Genomic DNA, 19,005 nt, shown 5'->3' with positions numbered 1-19,005 from the left:
GAAAAATCTCAGCGCCGCCGGGGACGATGTTCAAAAGAACATCCGGGCGGCGCGCGTGGCCTGAGGCCGCCAATCTCTTCCGCAAGATTTTCTGAAGCCCTCTCTTAACATTTTCGTTATCCGGCACCACATGGGGTCCACGAGCGACCATGTTCGACATGTGCTTTGCCCGTGCGAGAGCAGCAACAACCTCCGGAATCCTGCCATGACACTCAGCCTCAACACCGAAGAACGGGTTTCTTCAGCATTGGATGAATTGTGGCCGGCGGAGAAGACCGAAACTCTCGACTGGCTCGTCACCGGCACCAAGGACGAGCGTTTTATCGACGAGATATTCGTGGAGCTTTGCGACAGGCTGCGGGCAAGCGGAATCTCCATCGCCAGGGGCGTGCTCGCTTTCCGCATCCGCCACCCGCAATGGCTTGGCGCGCGGATATTGTGGAAAGCCGGCCTGCCCGCTGCCGAAATCGTCACCTATGGTTACGGCTCGGAAAGTACGCCCGAATATCTCAACAGCCCCATCAACGATATCCATCAGGGTGCGACGGAAGTCCGCCACCGGCTGAACGGCGATGACATCGACGAACCCGGTTACACGATCTATGCCGAGTTGCGGGCCGAAGGGCTGACGGATTATTGCGCCTGGCCGATCGAACACACTTTCGGAAAGCGCCATGTCGCGACCTTCTCCAGTGACCAGCCGGGCGGTTTTTCCGACAGCGAAATCGCCGCCCTGAAAAACCTGCTGCCGGCTTTGGCGCTGGTCAGCGAAATACGCCTCAAAAACCGCATGACGCGCACCCTTTTGGAAACCTATGTGGGTCCGCATGCGGGCGAGAAAATTCTCAACGGCGCCACAACACGCGGTAGCGGCATAACGGTGGGCGCGGCGATCCTGATCTGCGACCTGCGCAATTTCACCCATATTTCCGACCTTTGGCCGCGCGATGACGTGATCGAGCTTCTGAACGGCTATTTCGACGCCATGTGCGATCCCATTGAGGAGTTCGGCGGTGAAATTCTGAAATTCATGGGGGACGGGCTGCTGGCGATTTTTCCGCTGAGCGATCCGCAGGCCTGCGAAAACCTGCTGAAAGCCATCGCCAGCGCGCAAAAGGGTCTCGTCGCCCTCAACGACATCAATTGTGAAAAGGGCCACGACCCCTTGGGTTACGGTATCGGCGTGCATGTCGGTGATGTCATGTATGGCAATATCGGCTCGAAAACCCGCCTCGATTTCACCGTCATCGGCCCCGCCGTCAACATCGCCTCGCGGCTTGAAACGCTGACCAAGGAAACCGGCCGCAACGTGCTGTTTTCCGAGGAATTCGTCCGTATGGCGGGGAATGGGGACAGGCTGGAAAATCTGGGTCCATGGCTGCTGCGCGGCCTTGAAACGCCAGTCGAGGTCTACGCGCTTCCCCAAAATGCCGTGCAGATACCTTCCACCAACTGACCCTCGGCAGCGTTTGGGCTTCGGCTCAACCTGCCTTTCAGCATGATCAGCAGCCACATCGCGTGACCTCCAAGGGCGAATGATTTCGGCCGTGCCTGCCGCTGTCAAAACGCTTGACACGCCTCCGATGTCGATCTAGCAAAATGGAACATATATTCCATATCGAAACATTGTTTGCATTCATATTCTGTCTCTCCGGGAGTGAGGGCGGGTGTGAGGAACCGGAGGAAAGATGGTTACGAAATTGGCACTGCTCGGCGCTGGACGGATCGGCAAGGTCCACGCCAAGGCGATCACCACCGACAGCCGTGCGAAGCTGGTGGCCGTTGTCGACGCCATAGCCGGCGCTGCCGAAGCAATTGCCCGCGAGGCGCAATGCAAGGTCAGCACGATCGACGAGGTTCTGGCCGACAAGACAATCGACGCCGTCATCATCTGCACGCCAACCAACACCCATGCCGACCTGATCGAGCGTTTCGCTCGTGCCGGCAAGGCCATCTTCTGCGAAAAGCCCGTTGATCTCGATGTCGCCCGCGCGGAAGCCTGCGCCAAGGTGGTCGAAGAAACCGGCGCGAAGGTGATGCTCGGTTTCAACCGCCGTTTCGACCCGCATTTTCAGGCCGTGCATAAGGCAATCGAAGATGGCCGCATCGGCAAGGTGGAAATGGTCACCATCACCAGCCGCGACCCCGGCCCGCCGCCGGCCGAATATATCAAGGTGTCCGGCGGCATCTTCCGCGACATGACCATTCATGATTTCGACATGGCCCGCTTCCTGCTGGGCGAAGAAGTGGACAGCGTGTTCGCCACCGGTTCGGTTCTCGTCAATCCGGAGATCGGCGCGCTTGGTGATTTCGACAGCGCCAGCATCATTCTGACGACGAAAAGCGGCAGGCAGGCGGTGATTTCGAATTCGCGCCGCGCGACCTATGGTTACGACCAGCGTATCGAAGTGCATGGTTCGCTGGGTTCGGCAGCGGCCGAAAACCAGCGCCCGGTCTCCATCGAAATCGCCAATGCGGAAGGTTACACTCGTCCGCCGCTGCATGATTTCTTCATGACGCGTTATACGGCGGCCTATGCGGCGGAAATTGCCACCTTCATCGACAGCATCGAAAACAACGTCGCACCGTCGCCCTCCATCAAGGACGGGCTGATTGCGCTGAAGCTGGCCGACGCCGCGCTGAAATCCGCAACATCGAAGACGGCCGTTACAATCGGCTGAAGCCGGTCTCATCGTCACCCTCGGGTTTGGCCCGGGGGTGAATTTTCCGGTTTTTTTTAAGAAAAGCCGATTATTCCCCGCGCTTCCGGAAACAGGTTGCCTGTCAGAAAGGCAGCTTCGGACTTGCATAGCTGCTATTCGGAAAATAAGGTTGTCTGACAAGGTGCGGCCGTAACATATGGCTGCTACCCACCTCTTTCACGCCGAATCCTCTTTTGCCGGCACGCAGCCGACAGCGGTTTTTTCATGCCATCACCCAAGACCGGTTTTCTTTATGCGCTTGTCGCCTTCACGATCTTTGCGGCGCAGGATGGCATCTCGAAACATCTGGGCAGCGCCTATCCGCCCGTCTTCATCGCCATGCTGCGATATTGGGCCTTCGCCGTCTTCGTTCTGTTGATGGCCGCAAGGTCGGCGGGCGGCATCCGGGGCGCCGTCATGGCCAACCGTCCCTGGCTGCAGATCGGCCGCGGTGTTCTGCTGGCGGTACAGATCGTTTTTTCGATCTTCTCTTTCGCCATTGTCGGACTGGCGCATAGCCACTCGATCATCGCTTCCGCGCCGCTCATCGTTGCGGCACTTTCCGTACCCTTGCTTGGGGAAAAGGTCGGCTGGCGGCGCTGGTGCGCCATCTTTGTCGGTTTCATCGGTGTTCTCGTCATTCTGAAGCCCGATGGCGAAGGTTTCGACAATAGCCTGATCATCACCTTTATCGCCGCCTTCATGCTGGCGCTTTACGGCGTGCTCACCCGCCTCGGCAGCCGGAGCGATACGGCGATGACGAGCTTTTTTTATACCGGCGCGGCCGGTGCAGCGGCGTTGACGCTGGTCGGGCCGTTTTATTGGGTCAGCCTTGCACCCTATGACTGGGGATGGATGCTGGCGCTCTGCATTACCGGCATTTCCGGCCATTATTGCCTGATAAAGGCATTTGAATTGACCGACGCGGCTTCCGTGCAGCCTTTCTCCTATTACCAGCTCGTGCTCGTCTCCATCATCGGCGTCACCGTCTATGGCGAGGTCGTCACATCCAATATGGTCATGGGTGCCGCCATCGTCATTGCCGCCGGTCTTTTCACCGTCTGGCGGGAACATGTGGTCGGCCGGAAGAAAAGCGGGGGGGCCGGCTGAGAGCCCGCCCACCATAAATCCGTCGTCTCAGGCGAGAGCCGCCTCACAACGCAGCAACATGCCGAACAGGTCGCGTGGCTCATCCGGATCGGCCAGAAGATCCAGCTCCGCATAAAGACCGGTGCCCGGCAATTTCGAGCGCACGTAACGCAGCGCAGAGAAATCTTCCGTCGCAAAGCCGACGCTGTCGAACAGGGTGATCTGCCTCTCATCCGTCCGGCCCTGTTTTTCGCCGGCAATGACCTGCCATAACTCCGTCACCGCATAATCCGCCGGCAATTGCTGGATTTCGCCTTCGATGCGCGTCTGCGGCGGATATTCGACAAAAATATCGGAGCGAAGCAGAATATCCCTGTGCAATTCCGTCTTGCCGGGACAATCACCACCCACAGCATTGATATGAATGCCGGGGCCGACCATGTTGTCGGTCAGGATCGTCGCATATTGCTTGTCAGCGGTGACTGTGGTGATGATATCAGCCCCTTCGACCGCCTCCTCCGCGCTGCCGCATATCTTGATCGCAAGGCCCTGTCCGGCCAGATTGCGGGCGCATTTTTCGCTGGCCGACCGGTCGATATCAAAAAGCCGCAGCGTATCAATGCCGAGAATGGCCTTGAAAGCCCGCGCCTGAAATTCGCTCTGAGCACCATTACCGATGATCGCCATGGAGCGCGAATTCGGGCGGGCAAGGTGCTTGGCGGCAACGGCCGATGTAGCGGCAGTGCGCAGCGCCGTCAGGATCGTCATTTCGGTGAGAAGCAGCGGATAACCATTGCCCACATCAGAAAGCACGCCGAAGGCCGTCACCGTCTGGCGGCCTTCCTTCATGTTCTTTGGATGACCGTTGACATATTTGAAGCCATACAGCGTGCCATCGCTGGTCGGCATCAGCTCGATGACGCCTTCCTTCGAATGTGAGGCGATGCGCGGCGTCTTGTCGAAGCTCTCCCAGCGACGGAAATCCTCCTCCACCACATCGGCAAGCTCACGCAGGAAGGTGTCGATTCCCACCCGCAGCACGAGCTTCATCATATGGTCGACGCTGACGAAGGGAACGATATTGAGGTTCGGTATCACGGTCATCGCATCATCCCTTTCAGCCAGCCCGCGTCGGGCGGTCCATGACCCGCTTGCCCATCAGGCTTGCGGCGAGATCCACCATCAGCGTCGCCGTCCTGCCGCGCTCGTCGAGAAATGGGTTGAGTTCCACGAGATCGAGACTGCAGACCAGCCCGCTATCATGCAACATTTCCATCACCAGATGCGCTTCCCGGAACGTCGCGCCGCCCGGAACGGTGGTGCCAACCGCAGGCGCAATCGACGGCTCGAGAAAATCGACATCGAGACTGACATGCAGTAGGCCGTTCGCCGCCTGAACTCGCGCCAGAAATTCGCGCAGCAGAACCGCAACGCCGTGCTCGTCTATCGAGCGCATGTCGTGAACGGTGATGCCGCTCTCTTCCAGCGCCGCCCTTTCGGCGGGGTCGACGCTGCGGATACCGATCATGCCGATATTTTCTTCCGGCACGGCGTGGGAGAGCGGCGGGAAATAACCGACAAACCCGTCACGACCGCTGAAATAGGCGACGGGCGTGCCATGCAGATTGCCGCTGCGTGTCGTCTCCAGCGTGTGATAATCGGTATGGGCATCGAGCCAGAGTACGAAAAACGGCCGACCCGTCTCGGCAACCCTGCGCGCCATGCCGGCCACCGTTCCTGCCGAAATCGCATGGTCGCCGCCAAGAAAGATGGGCACGGCATCCGCACTTTCACGATAGGCCGCCTCCGTCAGCGCCTCGGTCCAGGCCACGGTTTCCTCCAGATGATGCACGGCTGGATTGGGGTGGCGAAATTCCCTGAGCGGCGCCGGCGTCACATTGCCGGTATCGACCACCCGGTGCCCCAGATCCTCCAGCGCCCGCACGAGACCGGCGATGCGATAGGCGCTCGGCCCCATTTCGCATCCCAATTGCCCCGCTCCGATCTGCAGAGGTGCACCAATAAGCCTGATATCCATTCCCGTCCTCGCTTTCCCGACCAACAACATCACTAAACCATAGAGACATGGCGGATTGAACATCAAATATTGGCAAGATTATCGAAATGAATTATCAATCTGATAAAATCACTTTATCAAACTGGTAGTCATGGATAATCTCGACGAACGGCTCGTGACCCTTTTGCGGCACAATGGCAGACGCAGCATTTCCGATCTGGCAGTGGAGACGGAAACCTCGCGCGCGACGGTTCGCTCACGCATCGAAAGAATGGAAAACGACGGCACCATCATCGGTTACACCGTCATCCTGCGCGCCGATGCTGTGGAGGCGGCAATCCGCGGTATCATGATGATCGAGATTGAAGGTCATGTGACGGACCGCGTCATCCGCACCCTCGGCGGCTTCCCGGAAATATCCGAAATCCACACCACCAACGGCCGCTGGGACCTGATCGTGGAACTCAACGCCGCCACGCTCAGCGATTTCGACGCCGTGCTGCGCCGCATCCGCCTGGTGCCCGGCATCACCGGCAGCGAAACCAGCCTGCTGCTCTCCACCCCGCGCTCCACACGCGCACGGCTCTAGCCAAGAGACAAAACGCAAAAGAGCCCTGAAAACGCATTTTTCGATTTTTTCGACTTGCGCCCCAGCATAAATCATCTATATGACGACCCACCGAAGCGAACGCGGCAACGCGCTTCAGGCTTTTGGGGAATAGTTCAATGGTAGAACGACGGACTCTGACTCCGTTAATCTTGGTTCGAGTCCAGGTTCCCCAGCCAATTTCTTCAAATAAAATTAAACATCTATCATTCGTCGTGTTTGGCTTTTCGTTCTGCGCACTGTCACGGGGCTAGTCTCGATAGACAATTGCCCCCCCGGTCAAACCGGCTCCTGCGGCGGTGAGCAATAACGTCTCGCCCTTTGCGATGCGCCTTTCAGCGTTGGCAACGGAGAGCGACAGCGGAATGGTCGCTGCGGAGGAATTGCCGAAGCTCTCCACCGTGCGGACGGTTTTTTGCCGGTCGATGCCGAGATTGCCGCAGACGGCATCGAACATGCGGGCATTGGCCTGATGGGGCACGAAACGGTCGATATTGGTGGCCGACAGTTCCGCCTGTTGCAGCACACGCTGTGAGGTCCGGGTCATCAGCGCCACGGCGCGGGAGAAGACCTCGCGGCCGTCGCGCATCGTCATCAGCGTATCCTCGGTGGGCGTATCAGCGGCAAACGGCTGGCTGCTGCCGCCTGCGGCTATCCGGATCAGATCGTAACCGCTGCCATCAGAACGCAGGTCGGCTGACAGAAGGCCACGCTGCGCCTCCCGACACGGCTTGAGTACAACCGCCCCGGCAGCGTCGGCAAAAAGGACAGCGCTTGCCCTTTCCTGAAGGTTGATGCGGCGGCTCAGAATATTGGCCGCAACGATTAGCACGGCGCGACCATGGGTGCGGACAAAACCATCGGCAAGGGTGAGCGCGTAAAGAAAGCCGGAACAGGCGCCGGCAAGATCGATACCGCCCGATTGCGTCAGGCCCAGCCGATGGGCCAGCAGCGGTGCCGAAGGCGGCAGAAGGTGATCCGGCGTGGAGGTCGCCAGCAATGTCAGCGCGATGTCGTCAGGGGCGATCTCCGCGTCTTCCAGCGCCATGCGGCCAGCTTCGGCGGCAAGACCGCTCAGCGTGTCACCCTCTTGCGCCCAATAGCGCTTGAGAATGCCGGTTCGCCGCTCGATCCAGCCGGTCTCCAGCCCAAGGCGCACCTCTATCTCGTCATTGCCGACGCATCGCCCCGGAACGGCATGTCCAAAGCCGGCCATGCGCGAAGAAAGTATCTGCATTGTCTGGTCTTTCGAAAATATCTTTGAGGGTGCGGATATCCGGTCTCACGCTTCGGTCACGATCGAGGCCACTTCATCGATGGCATCGAAGGCACGGCTCAGATCGTCTGATGTCGAACAATAGGGGGGCATCAGATAAACCACGTTGCCGAGGGGCCGGATGACAAACCCGCGCTCGCGAAACAGACGCCGCATGCGTGGCCCGACTTCGGCCAGATAACCGCCGGAAGGCACCACGAGATCGAGTGCGGCTATGGTGCCCGCCTGCCGGATATTGGCAAAACGTCCATCATCCGCAAAGCGCCGCAGATGGTCCCCCAGCATCTGTTCCAGTTGCCCGATACGCTGCGCCACCGGCTCATCCCGCCAGACTTGAAGATTGGCGACGGCGGCGGCGCAGGCAATCGGATTGGCGGTGTAGGAACTCGAATGGAAGAAGGTCTTGCGGCGATCGGTCGAAAAATGCGCATCGAAGATATCGCCGCTGCACAGCGTGACCGCCAGCGGCAGGGAACCGCCGGTCAGGCCCTTGGAAGTGCACAGGATATCCGGAGAAATTCCGGCTTGCTCACATGCGAAAAGGCATCCCGTCCGGCCCCAACCGGTCATTACCTCATCGGCAATGAACAGGCAGCCATGGCGTTCGGCAATCTGCTTCAACCCGGCCAGAACATCTGCGCCATACATCTTCATGCCGCCGGCGCCGAGCACCAGCGGCTCGATCAACAGGGCGGCGACACGGCCCGAACGGCAGAAATGTTCAAACATATCGAGGGTGGCTTGCCCTCTGCCCTGGTCCGGAAAAGCCAGACGGTCGACACCGAAGAGCAGCGGCTCGTAAGCGGCGTTGAACACACCGCGTTCGCCGGTGGACATGGTGCCGATCGTATCGCCATGATAGCCATGCTCCATCACCACGATGCGATCACGTCTTTCTCCGCGATTATGGAAATAACCGAGCGCCATTTTCAGCGCCACCTCCACCGCGGTCGATCCGCTATCGGAATAAAACACGTGTTCCAGCCCGGCGGGGGCAATGTCGATCAGCCCTTTTGCCAGTGCTTCGGCAGGCTCGTGCGAGAATTCCGCAAAAATGACCTGATCGAGGGCCTCCGTCGCGGCACGGATGGCGGCCATGATCGCCGGGTGCCGGTGACCGTGGGTAATGACCCACCAGGATGAAATCGCATCGAATAGCCGAGCGCCATCCTCATCAACGAGATAGGCACCTTGCGTGGACACGATACGTTTCATCGGCGGTTCCAGCCCGTGCTGGGTAAAGGGATGCCAGATGGGCGAACGGCTCATGCCGTAACCTCCAGAAAATCGGCAAGATTAAATTGTTGGGCGAAAGCCTGATGCAGCGCCCCGGCGGTCATCTGAGACAGACGCGGCAGACGGCCGAGTGCACGAACCCCGCCGATATCGGTGATGATGCGCTCATTTTCCGCGTGCTCGTCGCCGATGAAAACCAGACCATGCACCGGAATGGCCCGCAACCGCAGCGCCTCAAGCGACAGCAGCGTGTGGTTGATGGTGCCGAGCGCAGTTCTGGCGCACAGGATCAGCGGAATTTGCCAGCGGGTGAAGATATCGGCAAATAGCAATCTGTCGGTCAGCGGCACCAGAAGCCCGCCCGCCCCTTCAATTACCAGCGGCCCCTTCGTTTCCGGCGGTTGCAGGAGAGTGGGATCGATCGTCACACTGTCGAGACGGGCTGAAAGATGCGGCGAGGCCGGCATTTGGAGACGATAGGCTTCCGGCAGGATCCGGGTGCGCGGCGCACCACCCAGCCGCTCCACCGTCTCGCTGTCGGTCTCTTCTTCCAGCCCGGATTGGACCGGCTTCCAGTAGGAGGCCTGCAGGGCGTGGGTGAGCGCTGCGGCAAAAACCGTCTTGCCGATGCCCGTATCGGTTCCGGAAATGACGAAACGAAGGCTCATGCCCGCTCCTCCTTCAGCGTCAGGGCCAGCAGCCCAACCATATCGGCAATCTGGCTCTCATCCACATTCAGCGTGATGGAAAGACGCAGGCGCGCCGTTCCTTCCGGCACCGTCGGCGGGCGGATCGCCCGCACGTCAAAACCGCCTTCCCGCAGGCGCGCGGCTATGCCGAGCGAACGGGCATTGTCGCCGATCATCACCGGCATGATCTGCGAACCGCTTGACGTCACCCCGAGCCGGGAGCGTAGTTCTTCACCGGCAAAATTTATCAGTGCCGCCAGCCGCGACCGCCGCCAACTTTCGTCAGCGACGATCCGCAAGGCTTCCCGCACCGCCGCCGCCATCAGCGGCGAAGGCGCGGTGGAATAGATGAAACCCCGGGCGCGGTTGATGAGGTAGTCGGCGAGAACCGCAGGCAAGCTCAGAAGTGCGCCGGAAAGCCCAAGCGCCTTGCCGCAGGTGTGCAATGCCACCACATTGCCCCGCCCTTCCAGCTCTGCCGCAAGACCACGACCGCCCGGTCCGAAAACGCCGGTGGCATGCGCTTCATCGACCACAAGAAAACCGCCATGCCGTTCGGCAAGATCGGCAAGGCCAGCTAGCGGCGCCCGGTCGCCATCCATGGAATAAAGGCTCTCAACCGCAATCCACGGCCGTCCACGACCGCCAGCCTGTCGCCAGCGGTTTATTTCCCGTTCGAACGCTTCGACCTCGTTATGCGGCACGGCGAGCGCCTGCGCCTTGCCGGCCGCGATACCATCATGCACGCTCGCATGGATCAACGCATCATAAAGGACGAGATCATCGCGCAGCGGCAACGTCGAAAAAAGCGCGACATTGGCGGCGAAACCGCTGCCAAAATAGATCGTTTTTTCCGCCCCGAAAAACGCCGCCGCCTCCACCTCCAGCGCCTCATGTTCCGGGTGGTTGCCGCGAAGCAACCGTGAGCCGCCCGCGCCGACCGGCACGCCCCTTTCGATTGCTTCGGTAATCGCCGCCTTCAGCCGGGGCGCATCGGCGAGCCCGATATAGTCGTTGGAGGTGAAATCGATCCCCTGTTGGGGAACGAGAGCCCGTAGCCGCGATTTGCGGTGCAGGCCGGCAAGTTTCACCTCGTAAGCGGAGAGTGCCGATGCGTTCACCGGCCCTCTCCTGATGGTGCAGGCTGCAACTCCATCGGCTTAAGACCCAGACGCCGGAACAGTGCCGTATCGTGATCCTCACCTGGATTATCCGCTGTCAGCAGCGTTTCACCGACGAAAATGGAATTGGCCCCGGCCAGGAAACAGAGCGCCTGCGTCTCGTCGCTCATCTCGGTGCGTCCGGCGGAAAGCCGCACATGCGAACGCGGCATCAGGATTCGTGCCAGTGCGATGGTGCGGACGAAATCGATCGGGTCGACAGGATCGGCGTCGGCAAGCTTCGAACCGGGGATCGGGATCAGCATGTTGATCGGCACGCTCTCCGGCGGAACCGGCAGATTGGCAAGTGTCACCAGCATCGAAATGCGATCCTCGACCGTTTCCCCCATGCCGAGAATGCCGCCGGCACAGACCTTGATACCCGCATCGCGGACATTGGCGAGCGTTTCCAGCCGATCTTCAAAAGTGCGGGTGGTGATGATCTGCGAATAAAAGCGCTCGGACGTATCGACATTGTGATTGTAATAATCGAGCCCGGCATCGGCAAGCCGTTCGGATTGCTCCGGCGTCAGCATGCCGAGTGTCATGCAGGTCTCCATACCGAGAGCCTTGACGCCCTCGACCATCGCCACCACGGCCTCCATGTCGCGTTCCTTGGGGTTGCGCCAGGCCGCACCCATGCAATAACGCGTCGCCCCACCTTCCTTCGCCTTGCGCGCCTCCGCCAGCACCCGCTCCACTTCCATGAGCTTGGAGGCCTTCAGACCCGTCGGGTTGCGGGCGGATTGGCTGCAGTAACTGCAATCCTCGGGGCATCCACCCGTTTTGATGGACAGGAGCCTGCTCATCTGGATGGCATTGGCATCGAAATGACGGCGATGCACCTGTTGGGCTTGGAAAAGCAGGTCGTTAAACGGTAAATTATAGATAATTTTTGCTTCTTCCAGTGCCGAGCTTGCCTCAATTGCTGGAACCGCAACCTGATTTCGGGCCATTTGCGCAATCATCTGATCCATTTGACAGCCTCTCCTTCAAAATAAATAGATAGAACTCTTTTTTATCTATTTTTTTTATCTCTGTTTTTGCAAGCGCTTTTTTCGCGAAAATTCTCTGCGCCGTGAATCCGGCTGGACAACGGAGCTAAAATCGACAGCTTCCGCCCCGGAAATTCATCGACCGCAAAGGTACTCGCGAAAAAGATGAAGGCGGCCCCATGGCGTGAAAAGATCGCAATTGCTAAGGGTGGGACATGATCACACTTCGCCCCTCCACCACCCGCGATGCACCCCGCATCCTCGACATATGGAGCCGGGCCGTCGACGCCACCCACGGCTTCCTTCTTCCGGCGGATCGCGCCGCGATCGGAGAGGAAGTCAAAGCCTTTCTCCCGCAAATGCCCCTGACGCTTGCGGTGGATGCTTCGGATGACCCGCTCGGCTTCATGTTTCTGCATGAAGGGCACATGGAGGCGCTTTTCATCGATCCGGATCATCACGGCAAAGGCATCGGCAAGGCGCTGGTGCAGGCGGCAATCGCCGCACATCCGGAGCTGACCACCGATGTCAACGAACAGAACATCGAGGCCATGGGCTTTTACCGCAAGCTGGGGTTCGAACCGACAGGCCGCTCCGATCTTGACGGACAGGGGCGGCCCTACCCGCTCGTTCATCTTCGATTTCGCGCAACAGAAAAATAGGCCGCCGGGATCGTCGGGGAGGGCCAGGCCACGAATACCAACATCCGTTTCGCAACCGACGATTTCCTGCCCGAGCACCGCTTCGATCAATGGCGCGAGGTGCGCGGCAAAAGCCTGTTTGGCGTAACGATCGAGCTTGCGCGGGATCGCCGCCACAGCTTTCAGGGGTCATTTCAGGCACGAGCCATCGCCAACGCCGTCGTGAGCGAGATGCGCGCCTCCTCCTACCGGGTCGATCGCACGGAAGCCGACATTGCCCGCATTGCCGGTGACAGCCTCTGCATCGGCCTGCAGATCAGAGGTTCCGGGTTGCTCTATACGGGCAGGGACCGGGTTCATGCCGTTGGCGGCGGCGATATCACCATCAACCATTCGGATTTGCCCTATGCCGGAATACCGGGCGACGAAGACCATTTTCATTTCAGGATGCTCAAAATCCCCGTCGACTACGAGGCCATGCTTGGCCAGACGGCCTATGACCTGTTTGCGGCCCCTTATGCGGACAATGCCGCCTTCTCCGCGCCGTTCCGGGCGCTCTTCAACGCGCTGAATGCCGATCATGGCCGGCTCATCGATCCCGCCCGCGATGTGACCCACATCACCCGGCTTGCGATGACGGCGCGCGGGCGGCTTTCTCCCGCCATGCCGGAGGTGCGCGCCGCCCTTCGCACCGGTCTTTGTTACGCAGCCCAGGACATCATGATGCGGAAAAAATCCCGGCAAAACCTGACGCCCGCCGCAGTGGCGAAAGAACTGGGAATTTCGCTGCGGCAATTGCACGTCGTGTTCGAGGGTGCTGAACTGTCATTTTCCCGCACCCTGTCCTCCATGCGGGTCGAGGAGGCAAAACGGCTGCTGCTGGAGGTTCCCGTTTTGCCGATCACGCAGATCGCATATGGCTGCGGTTTCGACAGCCTCGCCACCTTCTACCGGGTGTTTGCCGCCGCCTACGGCATGGCGCCGGGCGACGCCCGCACCATGGGCCTGCCCACGGTTTAAAATTTCGCCTCTGCGCGCAATGAGAAGACGCCTCATCCCCGGCCCTGTAAGGCCCATGGATCGTTCAATCCAATCACCTCCAAAGAGAGGTGATGCCGGCAATTCGAGGAGCGCGCGCCATGACCAATTTTTTCGATTTTGCGATTTCCGGGCTGCCGGATACCGCCACGAGGGCCGGCAGGCCACCACTGAGCGAAATCGACGCGCTGGTTCAAACCGCTTCTTTTACGGCCGCACTGCGCCTGTTGGCCGGGAGCTTCATAACCCTTTATGAAGGTTCACCCGAGATGATCGCGCTTTTCGCGACACGCCAGAGCCGGCTTCTGTGCCACGCGCTGGTGGCGCTTTATTTCCAGAAGCGCAGCATCTGCGAGACTGAAAGGGGCGAACCTTTCCTGACCCCGGTGGATTTCGCGCAACTGGCGCTGAAGAACGGCCTCGCCAGCCACGATGTCGCCTATATTTTCTTCAAGCAGGCGCTGAAACGCGGGCTGACGAGACCGGTGACCCAATCCGACAGCGACAGGGTCGATGGCGTGGCGCCTTCACCATTGACGCTGGCGATGCTCGCCCATTGGTATGACGTCCATTTTCAGGCGTTGGACCTTATCGACGAAGGATTAAGGGCCTCACGCTTCATCGAGCGGTCCGAAACCATGCTCGCACATATCCATCCTCGCGTGGCACAGGCGCTGCTGTCCAATCCGGAAGTGCGCTGCCCCGGCCCGCTTTCCATCATCTTCAACTGGTTCGATGCTGGCGGCTTGCTGATGGACCGGCTGATTGCCGGTATCGACTGGGAAAGCCCTCTTGAACATGGCAGGCACCTGACGGATGTGAAGACCGCCTCACAACTGGCGCAATCGCTTTCACTGTCGCGAACCCATGTCAGCCGTAAACTTGCAGCGGCCGAAATGATCGGCGGCATCGGCTGGAGCGGGCGGCGGGGCCGTTCCGCCCTCTGGATCTCACAGGGTTTTTACGAGGAATATGCCCTCACACAGGCGCGCAAGCTGCTCATTCTCGATGATGCCTTCATGGAGATTTTCTAGGAATGGATAAGATCGCTGCCGTGATCGCGAAGATCGTGGATCCGGGCATGGTCATTATCCTGCAGCCTGCCGCGTCCCGCTGACCCTGCGTAAAAAAACGGCATCAATCGCATGCCGATGTTTTGAAAACAGCCGGTGCAGTGAAAGAAACACCGCAAGCATCAATGGCCATGCGATCAGGACATCGGACAGAAAATGTGCTCCCATCGCAACCCTGTTCAGCGAGAAAATCACGATAAACGGCATCAATGTCGCTGCGCTGATAAGCTGGAGTTTTTTGGGCAGGAGAATGGTGAAGGCCAGCAAAGCGATTGCGGTGGAGCTTTCACCAGACGGGAAAGAACAACTGCGCGCGCAGGCTCCATCAAACGAAAGAACCGGCGTGAAAAACAGGTTTCCTCCAAAGTCGCCGAGTTCCTGCGGCCTTGCGCGGGCAAACAGGCTCTTCAGGAGGTGGACAGTCGCCCCCGGCCCCAAGGCGTAAAAAGTAAGGATCAACAGCAATTTGTGAGGGCGAAAAACCCGCCTGAAGCCGGCAAAAAAGGGCACGGCAAAAAGCACGCATACAAGTCCAGGCAACAGAACAGACGGCAGAACACGGTTCAGATCGCGGACGGAAACTAAAAACCTGTCCTCCCCGAGGCGAAAGCCGTCGCTCCAGAATGCGAGGCTGACATCGAGATCGATATTCGGCCACTTGGAGAAGAACAGCATCATCGCGAATGCGACCGACAGAGCGAGCAGGGAGGGGTCGCGGAAAGCCCGACTTACGGTGCGACCGGCGCTGGCGCGAAATTTTGGCCTTACGGGTCGTTTCAGCTTTTCGCATTCGGTTTTACTGAGGAGATACTGGCGCATGGCCGGTTCTTTTCCGCAGAAATGTCAAGCCTTTGCGGAGAAATACCCAAGAGCGTGAGGAAAACAGCTCCCACGGCCGATATCTCACACGCGAACTCTTGCCCGATGCTTCGCACCGGCTTAGCGTCGCAGTATTAACGCGGCTTATATACGTAAAATTGCAGGTACAGCATGGACAGAGGGCTCATTCTCATCGTCGAAGACGATCCCGATATCATGCAGATTCTGGACGCTTATCTCATTCGCGATGGATACAGAACCGTCAGGGCGGGTGATGGAGAAACGGCGATCACGCATTTCTCCATGCTGAGACCGGATCTCATTCTTCTCGACATTGGTTTGCCAAAGCTCGACGGCATCGACGTATTGACGCGCATCCGGCGTGAGCGGGATACGCCGGTCATCATGGTGACAGCACTTGCGGAAGATATCGACAAGCTGACCGGCCTGCGCCTCGGCGCCGACGACTACATCATCAAGCCTTTCAATCCGCAGGAAATAATCGCGCGGGTTAATGCCGTCCTGAAGCGCACGCGACAGCCGGCCGGTGCTGGTATCCTACGTTTCGGCACCATCGAAATCGATACGGAATCCTATATAGCGGCGGTTTATGGTGAGGCGGGCAGAACCATTCTGCCCCTGACGCTCAGCGAATTCCGGATACTTGCCCATATGGCGCGCCGCCCCACCCATGCGTTTCAGCGCGCAGATATTCTCGACGCCTGTTTGCCGGAGAGCGACGCGCTGGCGCGCACGATCGACACGCACATTGCCAATCTGCGCAAGAAGCTGACGGATCATGGCGCTTGCGGCTATCTGGTCTCGGTGCGCAGTATTGGTTATCGGCTTGCCGGAGAGCAGAAACCATGAGGTTCCGGCGCCTGAGCCTCAGCACGATGACGGCGATCACGATCACCACGATGCTCATCTTTGCCGTTGCAATGGTCTATTACGGCGTGTCCTGGTATGCGGACAACATTCAAGAACGCGCGATTGCCGGGCTGTCGCCGGACGCCGCCAAAGCCTTCTCGGACATAGATCGCGGTGTGATGCCGGACCAACAGCAGCTCCAGGCGCTCCTCGACGTTTTGCCCCTTGTGCAGAGTGCGGGCGATGACGAGCTCGTCGCATCGGTGTTCGTCTTCGGACTGGCCGGTGTGCTGCTGTGCAGTCTGCTCGGCTATATCATCTCCCGGCGCATTGCCGCCCCCTTGCGGGAGCTGACCATGGCCGCCCAGCGCATGGCCGCCGGCGACTTCAGCAGCGGCGAAAAGGTCAAGGCAAACCGTATCGTCGAAATCGTCTTTCTGGTCGACAGTTTCGACAGCCTGAAACAGGAGCTTCAGATGATGGAGCGCCGCCTGAAATTTAATACGATGGCAGTTGCCCATGAGCTGCGAACCCCGCTTACCATCCTGCAAGGCCGTCTGCATGGCATTGCGGATGATATCTTTCCCCTCGACAAGCAGGCCATTCGCCATCTCATTGTCCAGGTGGAAGGGCTGGCACGGCTGGTGGATGATCTGCGGACACTTTCTCTGGCGGAAACCAACAGCCTCGTGAAAGACATTGAGCCACTTGATCTCGCAACCGAATGTGCAGCGGTAGTGGAAGCCGCGCGGCCTCTTCTCGACGAGGCCGGTATCTGTCTCGACCTGTCGCTGGACCCGGCTCCCGCTCATGGCGATCGTCAACGTCTTCGGCAGCTGCTCCTTATCCTGATCGACAATGTACGCCGTTATGCGGCAAGCGGGAAAAGCCTGCGCTGTTCAACCGGCATTCGGGAGGGGCGTCCCTTTGTCGCCATCGAAGACAGGGGGCCGGGCTTTCCACCCGGCGTCGAGGCGCACGGCATCGAACTCTTCTGGCGCACGGAACCTTCACGTGCCCGCACCACCGGGGGTACGGGGCTCGGCTTATCGATCGCCCGAGCCATTGCACAGGCACACAATAGCGACATGCAGATCGCGGCCGGACAGGATGGCGGAACGATCGTGACAATCCTCTTCAAGGCAACCGCCTGAAAAACTGACGCCTATCGTCTTTTTTCCCTGCGCAGGGGGCGATCCGGGCTCAGCGCAGGCTCCACCGTTTCTCGACACAATCTTCACAAATCCGGCGCATGCACGGCTGCAACACCCATGCTCGCCGGAAGCCAAACCTATGCCGCACACCAACGATGCCGCCATTCAGGCAGAAAAATTTCCGGCAACGGATGATCTGCAGAAGGCATCGGGCACAACCGAATTCACCTTGTTCTGGACCATCGTGACCTTCGTCGGGCGCGCGCACTGGAAGCGGGCCGTCCTTTTCTGGATGCGCTTTGCCGCCAATCCCGTCGTCACCTTTCGGTGGTGGGGATTTCTGGCCGCTTTTTCGGCAAAGCGGAAATTGCCGCCGCCCCATGATGAACTGCTGCAGAAACCGCTGTCGAAGTTTCTCGTCGGCGAAATTTCCCAGCAGAGGCGACTGCTTTTTCTCGTGGAGAATTTCATAGTTGCGGACCGTCATTTCACGAAGACCGTCATGAGCGGGCTCTGGGCAGGAAAGACACTGGAGATGGGCATCGTTCATGGCCGAAAGGATGAGTACCGGTGCACCCTTGCTCTCGCGGATTGTTGCGGTGGCCGCCACGAGGGGGCTTTTGCTGTCCGGTTGATGCGCAGCCGCGACGAGGCCGTTCTGTGGACCGCAAAGTTCATTTTTCTGGGGCGATACGAGCGCGACTACCATACGATTGTCGTGGGCGGTATGCAGGGGCCGCGCGCCGCAAAAGATGAGATGGTGTCAGTCACGCGCGATCTTTGTGGACTTCGCCCCAAGGAGGCGGTCCTGATGGTTCTGCAGGGACTGATGCCCCAAAGCGCAAGTGCCTATTTCGCCGTCGCCCGCTCCAGACACCCGATCCACTATCGCCGCGCCCGGCGGCAAAAAATGATGATTGCGGATGTCGACGCGTTCTGGCGCGAACGCTCTGCGGAGCCGGACGAAACATTCGGTTTCAAAGTACCGGTCTCCAGTCTTGAGGGTGCGGACAAACGCAGCCGGATGAAGCTGTCTTTCTTTGATATCGGCAGGCGCTTTCTGGAAGGCGAACCCGGCAAAGGCGATCAGGATATTCCAACCCGAGCGGCAATGCGGTCGACAATCTCAAATGTGCTGGGTCGGTAGAGCCCAATGCATTTGTTGATGGTTATGGGCGATACCCATTGACAAATCTCAGGACTACGGCTCTTCTACGGCGCATGAATGGGATGTTGCGAGCATCGAAATTGATGGCCCTGTTGTTCAGGCTAGTGATGGTACTGTCACTGGCGGGCTACAGCGTTTCCACCGTCAATGCCGCAATGCATGCCGAAAATGACGTCCCGATCTCTCAGATCGAGAACGACCATTCGTCAGGCCGGGGTCACCACGACACCGCCGTTCAGGATCACGGCGACCATGCCGATCAACACGACCACGCCAGCAAGGAAAAATCGAAAAATTCCTGCTGCCAGGATTATTGTGGCGTTGCGGCCATTCCGTGTCCCTCCTCATCCCTGAGCCATCCGACCGTCATTTCCCTGCGTGCGTTCATCGACGATACGAACGCTGCCGGTCTGGCACCGAAGCTTCAGCGCCCCCCTAACATCTGAATATCCGGAACCGCTTTGCGGGCTT

General features: G+C 59.2%; 19 protein-coding genes and 1 tRNA gene. 12 read left to right on the top strand and 8 right to left on the bottom strand.

The annotated features are described in order from the left end of the window. Positions 1-205 precede the first annotated feature (205 nt). The 3 genes from JZX89_RS19720 to JZX89_RS19710 all read left to right on the top strand — a co-directional run bounded on the left by JZX89_RS19720 (position 206) and on the right by JZX89_RS19710 (position 3,812). Positions 206-1,456, top strand: a complete 1,251-nt coding sequence (locus JZX89_RS19720; protein ID WP_207135105.1) for an adenylate/guanylate cyclase domain-containing protein — start codon at positions 206-208, stop codon at positions 1,454-1,456. Between the two features lie 232 nt (positions 1,457-1,688). Continuing rightward, the gene (gene iolG, locus JZX89_RS19715) at positions 1,689-2,681 is read left to right on the top strand and encodes an inositol 2-dehydrogenase (protein ID WP_207135104.1); all 993 of its coding nucleotides are present in this window, start codon (positions 1,689-1,691) and stop codon (positions 2,679-2,681) included. Between the two features lie 246 nt (positions 2,682-2,927). Next, positions 2,928-3,812 (top strand): DMT family transporter, encoded by an 885-nt coding sequence (locus JZX89_RS19710; RefSeq protein WP_149901275.1) that lies wholly within the window; start codon positions 2,928-2,930, stop codon positions 3,810-3,812. Between the two features lie 27 nt (positions 3,813-3,839). Here the strand turns inward: JZX89_RS19710 and ocd are convergent, their stop codons facing one another. Both ocd and rocF read right to left on the bottom strand, forming a co-directional pair. Beyond that, on the bottom strand, positions 3,840-4,895 hold the full coding sequence (ocd, locus tag JZX89_RS19705) for an ornithine cyclodeaminase (RefSeq protein ID WP_174374703.1): 1,056 nt from the start codon (positions 4,893-4,895) through the stop codon (positions 3,840-3,842). A 13-nt stretch (positions 4,896-4,908) separates the two neighbouring features. Next, positions 4,909-5,829: an arginase gene (rocF, locus tag JZX89_RS19700; RefSeq protein ID WP_207135103.1), complete on the bottom strand. Its 921-nt coding sequence runs from the start codon at positions 5,827-5,829 to the stop codon at positions 4,909-4,911. 130 nt (positions 5,830-5,959) lie between these two features. On the opposite strand from rocF, the gene JZX89_RS19695 reads away from it, so the two are divergent. Then, positions 5,960-6,397, top strand: a complete 438-nt coding sequence (locus tag JZX89_RS19695; RefSeq protein ID WP_065116260.1) for an Lrp/AsnC family transcriptional regulator — start codon at positions 5,960-5,962, stop codon at positions 6,395-6,397. Positions 6,398-6,520: 123 nt separating this feature from the next. After that, positions 6,521-6,594, top strand: a tRNA-Gln gene (locus tag JZX89_RS19690). Between the two features lie 71 nt (positions 6,595-6,665). On the opposite strand, the gene bioZ is transcribed toward JZX89_RS19690, so the two are convergent. The 5 genes from bioZ to bioB are packed head-to-tail and all read right to left on the bottom strand — an operon-like array spanning position 6,666 to position 11,744. Further along, complete coding sequence (gene bioZ / locus JZX89_RS19685; protein WP_207135102.1) at positions 6,666-7,652, bottom strand: 3-oxopimeloyl-[acyl-carrier-protein] synthase BioZ; 987 nt, start codon at positions 7,650-7,652, stop codon at positions 6,666-6,668. Positions 7,653-7,697: 45 nt separating this feature from the next. Then, on the bottom strand, positions 7,698-8,960 hold the full coding sequence (locus JZX89_RS19680) for an adenosylmethionine--8-amino-7-oxononanoate transaminase (protein WP_207135101.1): 1,263 nt from the start codon (positions 8,958-8,960) through the stop codon (positions 7,698-7,700). Then, positions 8,957-9,595 (bottom strand): dethiobiotin synthase, encoded by a 639-nt coding sequence (bioD, locus tag JZX89_RS19675; protein WP_207135100.1) that lies wholly within the window; start codon positions 9,593-9,595, stop codon positions 8,957-8,959. Before bioD ends, JZX89_RS19680 begins: the two co-directional genes overlap by 4 nt. After that, a complete protein-coding gene (locus JZX89_RS19670) occupies positions 9,592-10,737 on the bottom strand; it encodes an 8-amino-7-oxononanoate synthase (RefSeq protein WP_207135099.1) in 1,146 nt (381 codons plus the stop codon). The genes bioD and JZX89_RS19670 overlap by 4 nt, the downstream gene beginning before the upstream one ends. After that, positions 10,734-11,744, bottom strand: coding sequence for a biotin synthase BioB (bioB, locus tag JZX89_RS19665; RefSeq protein ID WP_369809576.1), 1,011 nt, complete (start codon positions 11,742-11,744; stop codon positions 10,734-10,736). Before bioB ends, JZX89_RS19670 begins: the two co-directional genes overlap by 4 nt. A 242-nt stretch (positions 11,745-11,986) precedes the next feature. On the opposite strand from bioB, the gene JZX89_RS19660 reads away from it, so the two are divergent. The 3 genes from JZX89_RS19660 to JZX89_RS19650 all read left to right on the top strand — a co-directional run bounded on the left by JZX89_RS19660 (position 11,987) and on the right by JZX89_RS19650 (position 14,484). Beyond that, entirely contained in the window at positions 11,987-12,433 is a 447-nt protein-coding gene (locus tag JZX89_RS19660; protein WP_207135097.1) for an acetyltransferase, read from the top strand. A gap of 99 nt (positions 12,434-12,532) precedes the next feature. Then, complete coding sequence (locus tag JZX89_RS19655; protein ID WP_207135096.1) at positions 12,533-13,432, top strand: helix-turn-helix transcriptional regulator; 900 nt, start codon at positions 12,533-12,535, stop codon at positions 13,430-13,432. Positions 13,433-13,551: 119 nt separating this feature from the next. Further along, complete coding sequence (locus JZX89_RS19650) at positions 13,552-14,484, top strand: hypothetical protein (protein ID WP_207135095.1); 933 nt, start codon at positions 13,552-13,554, stop codon at positions 14,482-14,484. Between the two features lie 54 nt (positions 14,485-14,538). On the opposite strand, the gene JZX89_RS19645 is transcribed toward JZX89_RS19650, so the two are convergent. Continuing rightward, positions 14,539-15,342 carry a phosphatase PAP2 family protein gene (locus JZX89_RS19645; protein ID WP_207135094.1) on the bottom strand — a complete coding sequence of 268 codons (804 nt, stop codon included), beginning with the start codon at positions 15,340-15,342 and terminating at the stop codon, positions 14,539-14,541. Between the two features lie 171 nt (positions 15,343-15,513). Between JZX89_RS19645 and JZX89_RS19640 the strand changes: the two genes are divergently transcribed. The 4 genes from JZX89_RS19640 (at position 15,514) to JZX89_RS19625 (ending at position 18,980) form a co-directional block, all read left to right on the top strand. Next, positions 15,514-16,212 carry a response regulator gene (locus tag JZX89_RS19640; protein ID WP_149901286.1) on the top strand — a complete coding sequence of 233 codons (699 nt, stop codon included), beginning with the start codon at positions 15,514-15,516 and terminating at the stop codon, positions 16,210-16,212. Next, entirely contained in the window at positions 16,209-17,366 is a 1,158-nt protein-coding gene (locus JZX89_RS19635) for an ATP-binding protein (RefSeq protein WP_153515674.1), read from the top strand. The genes JZX89_RS19640 and JZX89_RS19635 overlap by 4 nt, the downstream gene beginning before the upstream one ends. A 139-nt stretch (positions 17,367-17,505) precedes the next feature. After that, entirely contained in the window at positions 17,506-18,513 is a 1,008-nt protein-coding gene (locus JZX89_RS19630) for a DUF535 family protein (protein WP_207135093.1), read from the top strand. A 104-nt stretch (positions 18,514-18,617) separates the two neighbouring features. Next, complete coding sequence (locus JZX89_RS19625) at positions 18,618-18,980, top strand: hypothetical protein (RefSeq protein WP_246746768.1); 363 nt, start codon at positions 18,618-18,620, stop codon at positions 18,978-18,980. Positions 18,981-19,005 lie beyond the last annotated feature (25 nt).

It is taken from the genome of Agrobacterium burrii, from assembly GCF_017313405.1.
GTDB classification, from domain to species: Bacteria; Pseudomonadota; Alphaproteobacteria; order Rhizobiales; family Rhizobiaceae; genus Agrobacterium; species Agrobacterium burrii.
Note: the sequence above shows the minus strand (reverse complement) of the source record. Positions and strands in the feature narration are given on the sequence as shown.

Coding starts and splice junctions, on each gene's coding strand:
- JZX89_RS19720 (WP_207135105.1), top strand. CDS start 206: ATGACACTCAGCCTCAACACCGAAGAACGGGTTTCTTCAGCATTGGAT.
- iolG (WP_207135104.1), top strand. CDS start 1,689: ATGGTTACGAAATTGGCACTGCTCGGCGCTGGACGGATCGGCAAGGTC.
- JZX89_RS19710 (WP_149901275.1), top strand. CDS start 2,928: ATGCCATCACCCAAGACCGGTTTTCTTTATGCGCTTGTCGCCTTCACG.
- ocd (WP_174374703.1), bottom strand. CDS start 4,895: ATGACCGTGATACCGAACCTCAATATCGTTCCCTTCGTCAGCGTCGAC.
- rocF (WP_207135103.1), bottom strand. CDS start 5,829: ATGGATATCAGGCTTATTGGTGCACCTCTGCAGATCGGAGCGGGGCAA.
- JZX89_RS19695 (WP_065116260.1), top strand. CDS start 5,960: ATGGATAATCTCGACGAACGGCTCGTGACCCTTTTGCGGCACAATGGC.
- bioZ (WP_207135102.1), bottom strand. CDS start 7,652: ATGCAGATACTTTCTTCGCGCATGGCCGGCTTTGGACATGCCGTTCCG.
- JZX89_RS19680 (WP_207135101.1), bottom strand. CDS start 8,960: ATGAGCCGTTCGCCCATCTGGCATCCCTTTACCCAGCACGGGCTGGAA.
- bioD (WP_207135100.1), bottom strand. CDS start 9,595: ATGAGCCTTCGTTTCGTCATTTCCGGAACCGATACGGGCATCGGCAAG.
- bioB (WP_369809576.1), bottom strand. CDS start 11,744: ATGATTGCGCAAATGGCCCGAAATCAGGTTGCGGTTCCAGCAATTGAG.
- JZX89_RS19660 (WP_207135097.1), top strand. CDS start 11,987: ATGATCACACTTCGCCCCTCCACCACCCGCGATGCACCCCGCATCCTC.
- JZX89_RS19650 (WP_207135095.1), top strand. CDS start 13,552: ATGACCAATTTTTTCGATTTTGCGATTTCCGGGCTGCCGGATACCGCC.
- JZX89_RS19645 (WP_207135094.1), bottom strand. CDS start 15,342: ATGCGCCAGTATCTCCTCAGTAAAACCGAATGCGAAAAGCTGAAACGA.
- JZX89_RS19640 (WP_149901286.1), top strand. CDS start 15,514: ATGGACAGAGGGCTCATTCTCATCGTCGAAGACGATCCCGATATCATG.
- JZX89_RS19635 (WP_153515674.1), top strand. CDS start 16,209: ATGAGGTTCCGGCGCCTGAGCCTCAGCACGATGACGGCGATCACGATC.
- JZX89_RS19630 (WP_207135093.1), top strand. CDS start 17,506: ATGCCGCACACCAACGATGCCGCCATTCAGGCAGAAAAATTTCCGGCA.
- JZX89_RS19625 (WP_246746768.1), top strand. CDS start 18,618: ATGGCCCTGTTGTTCAGGCTAGTGATGGTACTGTCACTGGCGGGCTAC.